Annotated in this window: 11 protein-coding genes and 2 tRNA genes; 3 read left to right on the top strand and 10 right to left on the bottom strand. The window is 46.4% G+C overall.

Going from position 1 to position 15,224, the window contains the following annotated elements; all coding sequences use genetic code 11:
• Positions 1 to 22 precede the first annotated feature (22 nt).
• The 3 genes from I2H39_RS28100 to I2H39_RS28090 form a co-directional block, all read right to left on the bottom strand.
• On the bottom strand, positions 23 to 925 hold the full coding sequence (locus tag I2H39_RS28100; RefSeq protein WP_195628053.1) for a hydroxymethylglutaryl-CoA lyase: 903 nt from the start codon (positions 923 to 925) through the stop codon (positions 23 to 25).
• Between the two features lie 14 nt (positions 926 to 939).
• A complete protein-coding gene (locus I2H39_RS28095) occupies positions 940 to 2,130 on the bottom strand; it encodes a CoA transferase (protein WP_138306397.1) in 1,191 nt (396 codons plus the stop codon).
• A 182-nt stretch (positions 2,131 to 2,312) separates the two neighbouring features.
• Positions 2,313 to 4,193: a sigma 54-interacting transcriptional regulator gene (locus I2H39_RS28090; RefSeq protein WP_195628052.1), complete on the bottom strand. Its 1,881-nt coding sequence runs from the start codon at positions 4,191 to 4,193 to the stop codon at positions 2,313 to 2,315.
• A gap of 232 nt (positions 4,194 to 4,425) precedes the next feature.
• Here I2H39_RS28090 and I2H39_RS28085 point away from each other — a divergent pair.
• Together I2H39_RS28085 and I2H39_RS28080 are read left to right on the top strand one after the other, a co-directional pair.
• Positions 4,426 to 4,498: transfer RNA gene (locus I2H39_RS28085), tRNA-Phe, on the top strand.
• 27 nt (positions 4,499 to 4,525) lie between these two features.
• Positions 4,526 to 4,596, top strand: a tRNA-Gly gene (locus tag I2H39_RS28080).
• 109 nt (positions 4,597 to 4,705) lie between these two features.
• On the opposite strand, the gene I2H39_RS28075 is transcribed toward I2H39_RS28080, so the two are convergent.
• Genes I2H39_RS28075 through I2H39_RS28045 form a run of 7 tightly spaced genes read right to left on the bottom strand, consistent with a single transcriptional unit; the run spans position 4,706 to position 13,863 of the window.
• A complete protein-coding gene (locus tag I2H39_RS28075) occupies positions 4,706 to 5,353 on the bottom strand; it encodes a class II aldolase/adducin family protein (protein ID WP_138306395.1) in 648 nt (215 codons plus the stop codon).
• 54 nt (positions 5,354 to 5,407) lie between these two features.
• Complete coding sequence (locus I2H39_RS28070; RefSeq protein ID WP_138306394.1) at positions 5,408 to 6,493, bottom strand: sugar ABC transporter substrate-binding protein; 1,086 nt, start codon at positions 6,491 to 6,493, stop codon at positions 5,408 to 5,410.
• 47 nt (positions 6,494 to 6,540) lie between these two features.
• Positions 6,541 to 7,506: an ABC transporter permease gene (locus tag I2H39_RS28065; protein WP_138306393.1), complete on the bottom strand. Its 966-nt coding sequence runs from the start codon at positions 7,504 to 7,506 to the stop codon at positions 6,541 to 6,543.
• 2 nt (positions 7,507 to 7,508) lie between these two features.
• Positions 7,509 to 8,999 (bottom strand): sugar ABC transporter ATP-binding protein, encoded by a 1,491-nt coding sequence (locus I2H39_RS28060; protein WP_138306392.1) that lies wholly within the window; start codon positions 8,997 to 8,999, stop codon positions 7,509 to 7,511.
• A gap of 12 nt (positions 9,000 to 9,011) precedes the next feature.
• Complete coding sequence (locus I2H39_RS28055) at positions 9,012 to 10,478, bottom strand: rhamnulokinase family protein (RefSeq protein WP_195628072.1); 1,467 nt, start codon at positions 10,476 to 10,478, stop codon at positions 9,012 to 9,014.
• A 15-nt stretch (positions 10,479 to 10,493) separates the two neighbouring features.
• Positions 10,494 to 11,402: a glycyl-radical enzyme activating protein gene (locus I2H39_RS28050; protein WP_138306390.1), complete on the bottom strand. Its 909-nt coding sequence runs from the start codon at positions 11,400 to 11,402 to the stop codon at positions 10,494 to 10,496.
• Between the two features lie 49 nt (positions 11,403 to 11,451).
• On the bottom strand, positions 11,452 to 13,863 hold the full coding sequence (locus tag I2H39_RS28045; protein ID WP_195628051.1) for a pyruvate formate lyase family protein: 2,412 nt from the start codon (positions 13,861 to 13,863) through the stop codon (positions 11,452 to 11,454).
• Between the two features lie 310 nt (positions 13,864 to 14,173).
• Here I2H39_RS28045 and I2H39_RS28040 point away from each other — a divergent pair, with 310 nt between their 5' ends.
• On the top strand, positions 14,174 to 15,202 hold the full coding sequence (locus tag I2H39_RS28040; protein ID WP_138306388.1) for a LacI family DNA-binding transcriptional regulator: 1,029 nt from the start codon (positions 14,174 to 14,176) through the stop codon (positions 15,200 to 15,202).
• The last annotated feature ends 22 nt before the right edge of the window (positions 15,203 to 15,224 follow it).

Here is a 15,224-nt window from a genome sequence, read left to right as displayed (position 1 = left end):
CATAAACGCAGATATTGGACCTTTACGCCTGCACAACCATACAGGGATTCTCTGCTATACGGATGTGATGTCCGCTGTAATTTCCATCAATCACAGACAGTTCATACTTGGCTGTTTCCAGCAATATATCAAAATCAATACCCGTATCATACCCGCACTGGTTCAGCATATATACCAAATCTTCGGTGGATGTGTTGCCTGTTGCCCCCGGGGCAAAGGGACATCCTCCCAGCCCGCCGATGGATGTCTGCACACTGTCGGCCCCACAGTTTAAGGCCACGTAGCTATTTAAAATTCCCATATTCCTGGTGTCATGAATGTGGACGTTAAACTCTGTATCCGGATATTCCTTTTTCATAGTTGAAAATACCCGCTCTATCAGTGACGGATACGCCATTCCAACTGTATCACAAAGCGTAAATGCATTAATTCCTGTTTCCTTCACCCTCCCAACCAAATCCACTAAATCCTGTATGGGCATTTCGCCCTCAAACGGACAGCCAAACACACATGCAATGTCCTGTGTAATGCGTACATCCGGAAATGACTGCCGTATCCTTTTAAGTTCCTCAATTGATTTATCCCTGGTTCTTTTTACATTTGCCTTATTATGGCTTTCGCTCAGGGATATAACAGGGGATATCTCCTTAAGTCCTGCAGCCACAGCTGCTTTGGCCCCATAGAAGTTTGGTACCAGGGCAAAAAAGTCCACGCCTTCATAAGCCCCCAGTACGGCCTCTGCTATCCGCGGGGCATCCCGCATCTGCGGAATTGCCTTTTCGCTGACAAAGGATGTTATCTGTATTTTCTTAATCCCTGCTTTTACCAGCCCATCTATAATCTTAATTTTATTTTCTGTGGGAATGAATGATTTTACATTCTGAAACCCGTCCCTTGGTCCCACTTCAACCACTTTTGCTTTCATTCCAATCCCCTCCTTTAAAAGGCGCCTGATTGAGCCAATGCCATATAGTCATCCCGGTTCATATCCAGATATTCCTTTAATATTTCCTCTGTATGTTGTCCCAGGAGCGGAGACGGCCTGTCAATATGCACCTTATGATTTGTAAACTTCAGCTGATTCCCGGTTACCTTCATTTTACCGGCTACAGGGTGCTCCAATTCCACAAACATCTCTCTTGCCACAGCTATGTGAGGGTCCTTAACCACGCGGTCAATGGTGTTGACAGGGCTGGCAGGGATTCCTGCTGCCAATAGAATCTCAACCACTTCGTCAATGGTATGCTGCTTTGTCCACTGCTCAATGACAGGTTTTAATTTAGCATGATTTTCCACTCTTTTGATATTACCGTCAAAATCTTCCCTCTCCAGTTCGGGAATTTGTAGCACGCTCTTTAAAATTCCGTATAATTTGTCGTTGCCGCAGGCAATAACCACCATTCCATCCGAGGACTCAAATGTGTCATATGGATAAATCGCTTCATAACGGTTGCCAATCCGGTCCGGAATACGTCCCGTACAGAGATATATCATATTAATAATTTCCAGTGAGGACACCATGGCATCCACCAAAGATACATCCACCTTATCACCCTCTCCGGTTTTAAGACGGTTTATGTAAGCCGCAAGCACGCCGGTGCAGCAGCTGACGCCTCCCATCACATCTGATATGGCTGTCCCTGTTCTGGTGGGCTTTCCTCCGGGCCATCCTGTTGTACTCATTAAACCGCTCATGGCCTGTCCTATAATGTCGTACCCCGCTCTTTGCGAATATGGCCCATAATGTCCAAAACCCGATATGGCCCCATATACAATAGCCGGGTTTATCTTTCTCAGGTCCTCATACCCCAATCCTAATTTCTCCATTACCCCCGGACGGTAATTTTCCAGCACAATGTCACTTTTTTTAACCAGCTTACGGAAAACCTCCCTTCCTTCTTCCTTTTTAAGGTTCAGGGTCATCCCTCTTTTGTTGCGGTTCAGATTCATAAAATAGGCGCTTTCCCCATTTACAATCGGTGCATTTCTTCTGGCGTCATCCCCCCTTCCCGGCATCTCAATTTTGATAACCTCTGCTCCCATATCAGCCAGCAGCATTCCGCAGTATGGACCTGCAAGTACCCTTGTCAGGTCCAATACCTTAACCCCATCCAGTAATCCCTTGCTCATTTCCCGCACCCTTTCCCAATATTTTTTAATGATACATATTAATAAAGCAAAAACCATGCCAACCTCCCACAGATTAAATATCCTTTCATTTCTTAGGCGTCAGGCCATACACAAATCCTGCCAAACAAAAAAAATGTTTCAGACTTCTTAATATATAGAAATCTGAAACATTTTTATAAGGCTTACTTTTTTGAATTCCCCATCATTCTCCACAATGTGGTGCGGCTGATTCCCAGTGTCTTTGCTATCTGTTCATTATTATAGGATAACAAACGTTTTAATTCTCCTGCTGCCAGCTCCCTGTTGTCCTGATTATAAGGCTGCATTATGTCCCCTATGAGACGCTCTTCACCAATGGATTTAATCATGCATCTCTTAGCGTAGAGCGGTTCAAATCTGACGCTTCGTTCCATGTACAGGCAGAACCGTTCACATACATTTTGAAGTTCCCGGATATTCCCCCGCCAGCTGTATCTTCTAAGTATTTCCCGGATATCCTCTGTCAGGTCGAATCCATAAGCGTCAATTCCCCTGTTCTTCTTAATATAAAACTGAAAGAGCTCAATCACATCATCTTCCCTGTCCCTCAGCGGCGGGATTTGAAGTTCCAGCACGCTCAGGCGGTAATATAAATCCTTCCTGAATTCCTGATTCTGCATCTGCTCTAAATTCCGGTTTGTTGCCGTGATAATGCGGACATCTACGGGTATAACCCGTCCGCCGCCCACATGCATTATTTCTTTCTCCTGGATGGCACGCAGCAGCCTGGCCTGCAGTTCCGGCAAAATCTCTCCAATTTCATCTAAAAACAGTGTGCCTCCATCTGCCAGCTCAAAAAGCCCCTTCTTGCCTCCTTTACGTCCTCCGGTAAAGGCTCCCTCATCATAACCAAATAATTCCGACTCCAGGAGGTTGGCGGGAAGAGCCGCACAATTCACTGCCACAAAGGGTCCGTCCTTTCTCAGGCCTGCATTATGAATGCTCTGGGCAAACAGCTCCTTTCCCACCCCGGTCTCTCCGGACAATAAGACTGCTGCACTGCTCTGGGCAAACAGCTCCGCCTCGTCCAGACATGCCTTCATTTTATAGGAACTCCCAATAATATCCCTGAACGTATGCTTGGCAGTAAATCCGCACGCCTGTCTCTGCTCCAATTTCCGTTTGCGATAATCCAATTCTGCCTTTTTATAATCTGAAAACGGGGTGAGCACAATCATATACCCAGTCTGATTCTCTGTGCCGGAACAGATTGGCACCCAGCGTTCCAACAGCTTCTGCCCATGTATATCAACAACCAGAGACTCTATTTCCTCCTGTTGAATTGGCATGCATTGCGGCAATACCTCCGATAGTTTCCTGCCTCTAAGCACCGCCCCTGAATTTTCAACCAGACTGAATATACTCTGATTGCAGTCAATGATATTTTTATCCGTATCAAGAAACATAAGGCCATTGGGACTGTAATCCATAGTGGCTCTCACAAATTCATTCTTTTCCTTTTCTTTGCGCAGTTCTTTAATAAGGATTCTGGCCTCTTCAATTGTATCCAAAATACTGTCCTCACCGGAATACAGCAAGACACCCTCTTTTCCCATCCTGCGCGCAACATCCACTGCCAGGGCATATCCTACAAAGACATTGCAGCCGCTGGAAGACATTTTCTGTTCCAAATCCTCCATGTCCTCATAAACAATTTCCTCTGTCTCCATCCCCATATAGCGCAGGCATTCCCTCATTCTTTCATTCATAGGGAATTTATAGTGAACCAGGGACACTCTGCAGTCTAAGCCAAATCCCTTATGTATGGCTGTAATATAATCCAGAGGCGTCACCTTATATTCCAATACAGGAATATTAAAATAACCCCGAATCACCTGCGCATTGGCTCCTCCGGCTATAATTACCTCCGCCCCATCCAGAATTGCTTTATCTATCTTCTCTAAGGTTTCTTCTCTAAGCCCCTCTACAATCTGGAAATCACAGGTATCCTCCAGCTTACTGATTACATTGTTTACCAGAAAACTAAGTTCACCGTATGTCACACAGCAAATATTTTCTTTCATATAGTAACCTCATTATTCCTTTTCTTTCTAATAAGTATATATTACTCAAAATACTTTGGCAATCTGCATTAGCGCACCATAGCGGATAAGAAAGAGGTGAGAAAGGAATGAGAAAACATAATTTTACTCAAATTTCATCTTGACAATATCAGAGAAATCCTGTAAAATTGTTGATGTCGCTGAAGGAACCTTGTATAACAGGAAACCTCCTGTTTGTTCCGGACAGGCAAATGCCCAGATAGCTCAGTTGGTAGAGCAGAGGACTGAAAATCCTCGTGTCGTTGGTTCGATTCCGACTTTGGGCATTGACCATGTGGTGTCATGGTCATTATGCAGGTGTAGTTCAATGGTAGAACACTAGCCTTCCAAGCTAGATACGTGGGTTCGATTCCCATCACCTGCTTTTTATGTAAAAGCCTTGTACGGGCTTTTTTTGTTTATCCGATATTCATAGCGCAGCAAAAGGCAACAGCGATATACGGTTGCCTTTTGCGTTCTTTTTCCTATAACCTTTATTTACCCTGACCATAGTGATTTTTTGCAAAGTCCTTCATTACTGCTACATTTTCAGGCGTTATACCTGCAGGCTTTCCTCCTGTAGCTTCAATCATGTACAGAATCCTGGCCGTGGCCTCCAGAACAGCGGCCACTTTAAATGCCGCGTCCATGTTCTCGCCTACGCAGACAGCTCCATGGGAGTGCAGAAGACAAGAGTTAGCCTCTTTTCCCAGCGCCTTTTCACATTCCGAAGCCAGCTCCTCTGACCCCGGCAATGCATACTGGGTGCATCTACAGATGTCTCCCATGGCCTGGGCCGCCTCGTCTATGATAAGAGGAATATCCTTACCCTGGGTGGCATATACCATGGAATACATGGGATGGGTATGGATGACTGCATTTACCTCTTCTCTGCTTCTGTATATGGCCAGGTGAAGCCCTGTCTCAATGGTTGGTTTTCTGTGACCCTCCACAATTGTCCCATCCAGCCTGCAGACCACAACATCGTCTTCCACAATCGTACTGTACTTCATGGCGCTGGGCGTCAGGTACACCAATCCTGTTTCAGGGTCGCGTATACTGATGTTTCCCCATGTCTCAACAGTAAGTCCTGAATTCTCCAGTTTCTTTCCGCTCTCTACGATACATTTTTTAAAATCCATTTCCGCCTCTCATTCTGCTGCCGGAAGGCAGCCCTAATTTATTCCGACTTATTCCTACTCAAACGTCTTTAAATAATCCTTAAACTCGCCTACATTGTCCTTGGTAATCACTTCCGTTCCGGTGTCAATATAGGATTCTGCCTCGCCGCCGTCAAATAGTTTCAACATGTTGTCCACGCCCAGTTTTCCCATTTCAGCCGGATACTGTGCCACGGTTGCCAGGAACTCCCCATTTTCCACCAGGTTCAGAGCTTCGCTGACAGCGTCGAATCCAATGATTTGAATCTGCTCCTGCATATTGGCTTCCTTAATGGCTCTCAATGCTCCAATCCCCATATTATCGTTGCAGCAGAAGAAAAGTTCCACATCCGGATTGGCACTTATGATATTCTGGGCAGCCGTGTATCCCTGGTCCACTTCCCAGTTTGCTGTCTGTTCAGCCACAATGGTCACCGTGTCCCCGGCTCCCTCTAAAAATCCATTGTAGCGGTCCGCTGCATTGGTCTGTCCCTCAATCCCCTTAAGTATGGCTGTCTTTGTACCCTGCTCAAAGTTCTTCGCAACATATTCTCCCGCCAGTTTGGCGCCTTCGTAATTGTTGGTTCCATAAAACGGAATGTCAAGACCAACATTGGCAAGGCTTTCATCCGTCAGCTTTGTATCCAGATTAATGATAGGAATGTTTGCTTCCTTACATTTTGTAAGGGCGGATTCCAGACCGTCTGAAGAACTGGGAACCAGAAGAATTCCGTCCACCTTGTTGGCTATCATATTCTCAATAATACCAAGCTGCGCATCTGCGCTGGCATGCTGGTCTCCGGCCTGAACCTCAATCTTCACACCCTTTGCCTCTGCCTCCACTTTGGCGCCGTTGGCAAGGGTGATATGATATTCGTTGTTTAAGGTCATACCCACAAATCCAATGGTCTTATCCTCATAGCTGCCTGATGCAGCCCCAGTGCTGCTCTCCCCGTCCTTTCCGCTCTCCCCGGTTGTCTCCGCGGTCTGGGCTTCTGTCTGCGCTTTGGTTGTCTCAGGCACTGTCTCCTTTGGAGTTTGGCCGCAGCCGCTTAGCGCCGCTGCCGTCATAACCGTACTCATTGCCAATGCCATCACTGCTGCCGTCATGTTTCGCTTCATAATCAATTTCCTCCTTTATTTGCAAATACGTTTTGTATTTTGCTCTTCTATTCGCTCTGGCGCTCTTTCTTTTTATCAGCAAACACTGCTGCTATGATAACGATTCCCGTGACAATGGTCTGATAATAGGTGGCAACGTTCATTATCTGGAGCCCGCAGGTCAGGGTGCTGAGGATGATGGCTCCCACCAGGGTATTCCCTATCTTTCCTTTCCCGCCTGATAAGGAGATTCCTCCGATAACAGCGGAAGCAATCGCGTTCATTTCATAGCCTGAGCCTGCATTAGGGTCTGCATATGTAAGACGGGACAAAAGCATGATGCCTCCAATGGCAGCAAATACGCCGCTTAAGACATACACCATGAGCACAGTCCTGTTTACATTGATTCCTGAAAGCCTGGCAGCGCAGATATTGCCTCCTGCGGAATAAACATGTCTTCCAAACTTTGTATATGCCATGACAAAGATAATGACTGCGTAGAACACAAACACATAGATAACAGACACCGGAACTGTACCCAGCACCTTGGAGGCCATCAGGCTTCCCAGTCCCTTGGGGAAACTGGATATGGGCTGCCCCCCATTAATCAGAAGCGCAAGGCCCCTGGCAATCTGCATGGCCCCCAGCGTCACTATAAACGGCGGCACCTTTCCGTAACTGACCAGACATCCATTGGCCAGACCAAAGGCAGCACCTGCCGCTATACACAAAACCCCCATGGCAACCAGAGGCATGCCTGCTTTCAGAATCAGTCCTCCAAATATACCCACAAACCCCACAATGGACCCAACGCTCAAATCAATGCCGCCGGTGACAATAACAAGGGAAGCCCCGATTGCAATTATGGAAATGATGCTGGCCTGCGTAATGATATTGAACATATTATTAAGGGTCAGGAAGTTCTTCCCCATCATGCTGCAGATTACAGCAAATACAATAAAAATAACAATCAGTCCGAGATATAAAGTCAATGCCGGCAGCTTTGCCTTAACACCCTCTTTGTAACTCTCCATACCTATATTCCTCCCTGCATCGCATATTTTAATATGGTTTCCTGCGTCAAATCCGGGGTATTGTCCAATATGGCCTCCAGGACACCCTCCCTCATAACGGCAACCCGGTCGCACATTTTAAGCACCTCCACAAGGTCGGAGGATATCATGATAATAGAGGCCCCCTGGCTGACCAGGTCATACATGATATTATATATTTCATCACGGGCCCCAACATCAATTCCCCTTGTGGGCTCATCGAATATATATACATCTGCATTGGAATACAGCCATTTTGCAATAACCACCTTTTGCTGGTTACCGCCGGACAGGTTCTTTGCTTCTGTTAGATGCGTATGGGTTTTAATCCGCAGACTCTTAATGTAATACTTAGCGCGTTCCGCCATCTCCTTTTTCCGGATGAACGGCTTGGCAAGCTGCTTTAAATTGGGTAATGCAATGTTATCCATGACAGAATGCATGAGAACCAATCCCTCATCCTTCCTGTCCTCGCTCAGATAGACGATTCCCTTTTCGATATTTTTGGACAGGCTATTGGACAAGGTTTCACCCTTATATGTAACCGTACCACTGTTTTTCCTGTAAGCGCCTATCATACACTTTGCCACTTCTGTCCGGCCCGCGCCCACCAAACCTGCAAATCCCAGTATCTCGCCTTTATGCAGCTCAAATGATATGTCCTTCAGGAAATCCTTATATCCCAGATTTTCAACCTTCAGCACCACCTGGTTCATGTCAACCGCTTCATTGGCAATCTTTTCAAAACTAACCGTGCGTCCCACCATCATCTTTGTCAGCTCGTCCTCTGTGGTTTCAGACAATTCCACGGTTCCTATATATTCTCCGTCACGCATAACCGTGCACCTGTCCCCGATTTCGAACAGCTCGCTCATACGGTGGGAAATATAGATAATTCCGATTTTTTCCTTCTGAAGTTCACGGATGATTCCGAAGAGCATGTTTGTCTCTTTGTCCGTGATGGCCGCTGTGGGCTCATCCAGAACCAGAACCTTTACATGATTGGATATGGCTTTGGCTATCTCCACCAGCTGTTTCTGGGCCACACTCAGTTCACGGACCAGCGTCTTAGGGCTGACCTCCAGGCCGACCCGCCTCATATATCCCTCTGCCTCTTTTATAGCCCGCTTGTGGTCCACAAGAAGCCCCCGGCCATATTCTTTTCCAATGAATATATTTTCATATACAGGCAAATCCGGCACCAGATTGAACTCCTGGTAAATCACGCTGATACCGGCATCCAGAGCCTCCTTCGGCGTCATGGGCGCCAGCTCCCTGCCGTCCAGCACGATGTCACCGCCTTCCCGTCCGTATGCCCCTGACAGAATTTTAATCAGTGTGGATTTACCTGCTCCATTTTCCCCCAAAAGGACGTGAACCTCCCCGGGAAGTACCTCCAGCTGCGCATTTTTCAGCACGGGAACACCAAAAAAGCTTTTGTTAATCCCGCACATCCTCAATATACATCCGTCCATGGACAGGCCCCCTTATCCTTCTAGTTTTTGATACCGCTTCAATGCCTCACCGGAATCTTTTCTGCGGCAATACGTTGTTTTCTCAATGCCCCTTCCAATAAGGTTCCTGATTTCCCTCACTGTCATCTCAGGCTCAAAGTACTTTATCTGGGCTCCCAGATTTCCCAGGGAAGTACTTTCCTTCCCCCCTGTCACCACTTTCTTGCCCGTGGCATCTGCCGTCATCTGGCATAACCTGACATTCCGGGAGCCGCCGCCTACCATATAAACAGTATCTTTTTTCTTTCCGCTTATTTCCTCCAGGCCTTGTATCACTGACGCAAAGCTCAGGGCCATGGAATTCTGGAAACTGCATATGATTGCCGCCCAGTCTTTTTCTCCGGAAACCTGACCGGTCTTTACAAGATAATCCCATATCGCATCCGCCATATGTACCGGATTAAAAAACCTGGCATCGTTGACCGGAAACAGAGGAACCGTTCCCCCATACCGGTCTCCAAGACCATTAAGCTCCTCCCAGCCTATAGCCCCGTTTTCCTCCTCATACTCTTCCTTAATGCGCTGGATGATAAACATTCCGGCGCTGTTCTGCAGCAGGGTTATTTTATTAAATGCCCCTATTTCATTGGTCAGGCATCTTATTCTCACCGCATCATTTATAATGGGCTCCTCCAGCTCCATACCAATAAGCGCCCAGGTTCCTGTGCTGACAAATAAAAACTCTTCTTCCTCTGCCGGAATTGCCAGTACAGCAGCAGCCGTATCATGGGACGGCACGCAGATAACCGGAACATCATAGGATATACCCAGTATTTCCTTTACCCCGGAATGAAGCATGCCAATTGGCGTGCCGTGTTTGCCAATTGGAGCAAATAAGCCGGAAGGTATTCCCATCTCCCCCAACACGTCTTCACTCAGCTGCCTTTTCTTGGCATCCATCAGCTGGGTTGTGGATAACTCGCTGGGCTCGTTTACCATGCAGCCAGTAAAGAGATAATTTAAAATATCCGGTATCATGAGAAGCTTGTGGCCGTTGGAAAATACCGACGGCATCTTCTCCATCATTCCCTTTATCATATTAACCGAATTAATCTTATCGCACAGGATACCAGTCTGCCTGAACAGATATAATCTCTGTTCGTCAGGCATCTGTTCCATAACCTCGGCCCCTATGCTGTTCCTGTATGACAGCGGATTCTGAATCATAAATCCCTGCCTGTCAAACAGTCCGAAATCCACTCCCCATGTACAGATACCGATTGAGTGGATGGTTCCGGCCCGTTTTACCGCCTCCTTTAGCCCCTCCAACAGTTTCTGGTAAATCATCAGTATGTCCCAATAGAAATACTGATGTACCCTGACCATGTAATTTGGTATCTGGGTAATAACCTCTGCGGCTATCTGCTCCCCGTCATACACCCCCAGGATAACCCTGCATGACGAATTGCCACAGTCAAACGCTACCATATTCCGCTTCATCAACACCCCTGCCTCCTATCGGATATTAATCTCCAAACCATATTCTCCTGCCCACTGTACCAGGAATGATAAGTCTGCTTTCTTAAGGGATGGCATATTGCCCATCTCATATTTTCTTCCTAACCCCTGGTATTTCGGAAGACCCAGCCTGTGATAGGGAAGAAATACAATCTCAGATATATGCTTCAAACCTTTTATGTACTTGAAAAAACCATTGATGGACGCCTCATCGTCATTGCAGCCCGGAATATAGGGATATCTGACCGACAATTCCCCATGGTAGTGCCCGCACAGCCACTCCAGGTTGCTGAGTATCAAGGTATTATCCACACCTGTCAATTCTTTATGTTTTTCAGAATCAATCTGTTTAAAATCATAATAAACCGCATCGACACGCCCGTTTATGTCTTCAAGCGCCTCCTGAGGGACATGACCGCATGTTTCAACCAGGGTGTTATAACCCCTCAAATGCATCTGCTCCCCAATGGCCCCTATGACTTCGCTGTAGTACAAAGGCTCTCCTCCGCTGAACGTAACACCGCCGCCTGACATTCCATAATATTGGCGGTCCTTCAATATTTCCGCAAGAAGCTCCTCCTCGCTGTATCTCCTCCCCATCATCTCCCTGGCGTCTGCATAGCACTCCCTGACGCAGACGCCGCATTGCCTGCATTTACTCTGGTCCGTAATATATCCGTAACCTTCCATATAACTTATGGCCTTCTCAGGACACAGGACCCTGCATCTTCCGCACTCTATGCAGGCATTTGCCTTAACCAGGACCTCTGTCCCCGCTCTCTGGGATTCAGGGTTTGCACACCATCTGCACCGCAGGGAACAGCCCTTTAAAAATACTACGGTACGGATACCGCGGCCATCCTCTGTTGCAAAACGTTCTATGTTGAATACATTGCAAACCCTCATTTTCCTTATTCCCCCTATTTACTATTTGCTGCCTGGAGCGTGTTAACGGCTATAATTCCAGCTCTGCCCTGCTTATTACATCCATCTGGCACTCAGGGGACAGAGATGTAAACAACGCACTGTAACCGGAAACCCTGACCATCAAATCCTTATATTCATCCGGATGCTCCATTGCTTCCTTAAACACTTTGTTATCCACCACATTAAACTGAATCTGCTGTCCGTAGTTTTCAAACAGAACCTTAATCATGGCAATTACCTTTTCTTTATTCTCATCGGTATCCAGAGCTCCCTTGGACAGACGCATATTGAATATAGCGCCCTTCTGGAACCATATGCTGGGCAATTTCATGACGGAATTGCAGGCTGCCGTAGCTCCATTTTTCTCCGAACCATTGGCGGGAGAAATGCCGTTGTTAACCGGCTGTCCGTCCTTGCGCCCGTCCGGCGTGGCCCCAATGCTCTTTCCAAAGGCAATATTACCGGTCACAGGGCTTTGACTGTAGGAATAGCAGCAGGGGACCGGTCCTTTTCCATACTTTGAGCTTCTATATTTATACCTGTAGCTGGAACCAATGTAATCCTCCAGCTCCACCACCCACTTGTCAGCCCTCTCATCATCATTTCCAAATTTAGGTGCCTTATTTACCAGTATGGCTCTGATTTCCGGTCCGGAGGGCACTGTGTCCATATCCTCATAGTTTGTGTTCATAGCGTGAAGTACCTGTTCCATGGTCAGAAGCTTCTGGTTAAATACAATCTCATCCAATGCCGCCAGAGAGTCGCCTGCGCTGATGGTACCTGCTGTAGGCCCTCCGTCCGCTGAGTAAACAGAGCCGCCTTCCACAAGGTCCATGGCCCTCTCGATACAGTCATATACGAGGGAGGAGCGGAATGCATTGATATCCTGCTGTATGTGGATTTCATCATTAATATGCTCTGTCTCCACCTGCAGCCCCATAAAATAATCCAGGGTCTGCTTATATAATTCCATCAGTTCCCTTACGCTGCCACAATCCCCTGCAGATTTTTCCAAATCCACAAAGTGGTATCCGGTCTTGGGGTCTGTGCCGTCATGCAGCGTGATTTCCAACACCTTCTCCATATTCAGCCATGGACCTTTGGCCGCAAAATCCCACTTTCCGGGAATAGAGGCCTCAATACATCCATCCGGAACCCAATCCACCCTGTCTTCCTCGGCGATTCCCATATTCTCAAGGGTTCTGATAAATGCCTTGTCATTATAAAATGCCGGCTGGCCGCCCTGATGCCGCTCCGCTGCCTTAAGCGCCTTCATCATGAACGCATCACTGGTTCCCTCGAACCACTTAATGGATACAGACGGTGTAAACAGTCTTACATTCTCACATGCTTCCACACACAGGTGGGAAACTTCATTGGAAGCGTCCTTACCATCCACTGTCTGTCCTGCAATGGCAAGATTGATGAACATCTGGTATCCCAGAAAAAATTCTGTATCCGGCCAGCTTCTGAGCTTGTTAAGTTCATTGCATTTGATGAAAAAGCACTCAACTATCTCCAGGGCCTCTTCCCTTGTGATTCTGCCTTCCTCCAAATCCTTTTTATAGTAGGGATATACATATTGATCAAAACGCCCCAGGGATATGGCATGGCCGTTGGATTCCAGATGAACCGCCAGGAGAATCATGTAGATGGCCTGGACTGCCTCATGGAAGGTCCTGGCAGGATTCAGTGGAACATTCCTGCATATATCTTCCAGTTTAAGAAGCTCCTCTCTGCGTGCTGCGTTTGTCTCCTGTTCTGCCTGTTCTTTGCAGCAATCAGCAATACGGTTGGAAAACATCACCACCGCCTGATTACCCTGAAGGGCAGCCTCAAGAAACCATCTTTTTCTTGTATTGCCTGGTTCTCTTGGGTCCAGACGCTTAAGCTTATTCTCTATCCGTTTCATGACATCGGACAAGCCTTTGTCCACCACGCCTTTATAATCCACAATAACATTGCCCAGGCCGGCTGCTGAAACCCATGTATCATCAATCACATTGGCATCCCAGGCCTGGTTGATTTTATCCGGAAGCGTTTTTCTCAGATTTTCATACAGGGATTTACCTTTCCAATATTTTACGCATTCTAATATTTTGTCTTTATCTTCCTGCGTATAGTAAAACTTATCGCCAGGTCTTTTATCCGGGAAAAAGGGTGAACCATTTAATTCTGCTTCCAGCCAGTCTGTGGAATACTCCGGATAAATCGGAGATGCCTTTGGCCACTGCGCCTGATTTCCTACAATCAGCTCATCTTCATTCACATAAACCGTCATACGGGCCAGTACATCATAAAATGCCTGGGAACGCCGCAGTGCAATTGGTTTACCCTCTGATTTCTTCATAGACTCCGTAAAATAGGTACACCGCTCCGGACAAATACGCGGGTCTGCATCAAATAACCGTTTTCTCAATCTTTCTATTCTTGTATTCATGTTCCGCCCCTCACATTCACATCGTGTATGTAACTTGTTACATTTTCAATATAGCACTTTATAACCCTGTTGTCAATATTATATTTGTGCATTTTTCATACAATATGATATTTTTTTCTCTTTTTTTAGCAATTATTTCTCGCTCTATCTTATGTTTTATGTATTGCTCTTTCGTTTCAAGTAAAACTGTTACATTTTTTTCATATTTACAATTATTTTTATTTCAACTATAATATGATATGGTTGGATGAAACTTATTTTCTTATTTATGAAACAAGTTTCACCCTTCAAAACCAGGAGGAGAAACCGTATGAACAAGGAAGGCCGTTCGGAAAACAGCGGATACATTGGAATCAGGGACATTGCAAAACTGGCAGGAGTATCTACTGCAACTGTGTCGCGTGTCATCAACAATCCAGAAATGACATCTGAAAAAGTCAGGGAGAAAGTGCAGAAAATAATTGAGGAATATAACTATATACCGAATCAGCCTGTCAAAAAAATCTTTTCCAAGACAAGCAATACCATTGCCGTATTTATATATGATATGGAGAACCCTTTTTTTATCAGCCTGATTAAAGAGCTGAACCAGATATGTCTGGAACACAACTATATGCTCCTTATCTGCGATACCGGCAGCAGCCCTGAGCTGGAAAAGAAATATCTTTATTTCTGTCTTGCCAACCGGTGCGCAGGTATAATCCTGACAGAAGGCGTTGACTCCGATATTTTTGAAGCCTGCAAAATTCATATTCCAATTGCGTTCCTGGACCGGAAAACACATGGCAAGTTTTCCAGTGTGCGTTCCAATAACAGGCAGATGATGCAGCCCATTGTGGACTACCTTTACAATCTGGGTCACAGGAAAATTGCATTTGTCGGCTGCGGCACACCCATGGATTCCGTAATCTCCAGACAGAATGGTTACATAGAGACAATGACGGGAAAGGGCCTTCCCGTTATCCAGGAATACATTTATGACAGAAACCCACAGCTGACCCTTCAGGCCGGAAGCCAGGCGCTCAACTACTTCCTCTCCCTTCCAGCCGCCCCAACAGCAATCATCTGCTGTAATGACATCATCGCCCTGGGAGCTTTGAATGCAGCATATTCCCTGGGATTAAAGATTCCGGCGGACATGTCCATTGTAGGATTTGATAATGTTATCAGCAATCTCCATCAGCCCCAGATAACCACTGTGCAGCAAAATCTGAGGGAGATATCCCTTGAACTGTTTGAGCTGGTAGTCAATCCGCCGGAGGAGCCTGTGTCCAAAATCATCGAGGCTTCATTCATCGAAGGAGCTACCTGCAGCAGAATTGAGGCACCTCAAAGGTAAAAAGTGCAGCCAGATAACAAAA

This window comes from Clostridium sp. 1001283B150225_161107_B6, from assembly GCF_015556325.1.
Classification (GTDB): Bacteria; Bacillota; Clostridia; order Lachnospirales; family Lachnospiraceae; genus Enterocloster.
The sequence above is the reverse complement of the archived record's forward strand: the minus strand, read 5'-3'. Positions and strand labels throughout refer to the sequence as shown.

Bases quoted from the DNA above. Each gene is read 5' to 3' on its own strand.
- I2H39_RS28100 (WP_195628053.1), bottom strand. From the start codon at position 925: ATGAAAGCAAAAGTGGTTGAAGTGGGACCAAGGGACGGGTTTCAGAAT.
- I2H39_RS28095 (WP_138306397.1), bottom strand. From the start codon at position 2,130: ATGAGCAAGGGATTACTGGATGGGGTTAAGGTATTGGACCTGACAAGG.
- I2H39_RS28090 (WP_195628052.1), bottom strand. From the start codon at position 4,193: ATGAAAGAAAATATTTGCTGTGTGACATACGGTGAACTTAGTTTTCTG.
- I2H39_RS28075 (WP_138306395.1), bottom strand. From the start codon at position 5,353: ATGGATTTTAAAAAATGTATCGTAGAGAGCGGAAAGAAACTGGAGAAT.
- I2H39_RS28070 (WP_138306394.1), bottom strand. From the start codon at position 6,493: ATGAAGCGAAACATGACGGCAGCAGTGATGGCATTGGCAATGAGTACG.
- I2H39_RS28065 (WP_138306393.1), bottom strand. From the start codon at position 7,506: ATGGAGAGTTACAAAGAGGGTGTTAAGGCAAAGCTGCCGGCATTGACT.
- I2H39_RS28060 (WP_138306392.1), bottom strand. From the start codon at position 8,999: ATGGACGGATGTATATTGAGGATGTGCGGGATTAACAAAAGCTTTTTT.
- I2H39_RS28055 (WP_195628072.1), bottom strand. From the start codon at position 10,478: ATGAAGCGGAATATGGTAGCGTTTGACTGTGGCAATTCGTCATGCAGG.
- I2H39_RS28050 (WP_138306390.1), bottom strand. From the start codon at position 11,402: ATGAGGGTTTGCAATGTATTCAACATAGAACGTTTTGCAACAGAGGAT.
- I2H39_RS28045 (WP_195628051.1), bottom strand. From the start codon at position 13,863: ATGAATACAAGAATAGAAAGATTGAGAAAACGGTTATTTGATGCAGAC.
- I2H39_RS28040 (WP_138306388.1), top strand. From the start codon at position 14,174: ATGAACAAGGAAGGCCGTTCGGAAAACAGCGGATACATTGGAATCAGG.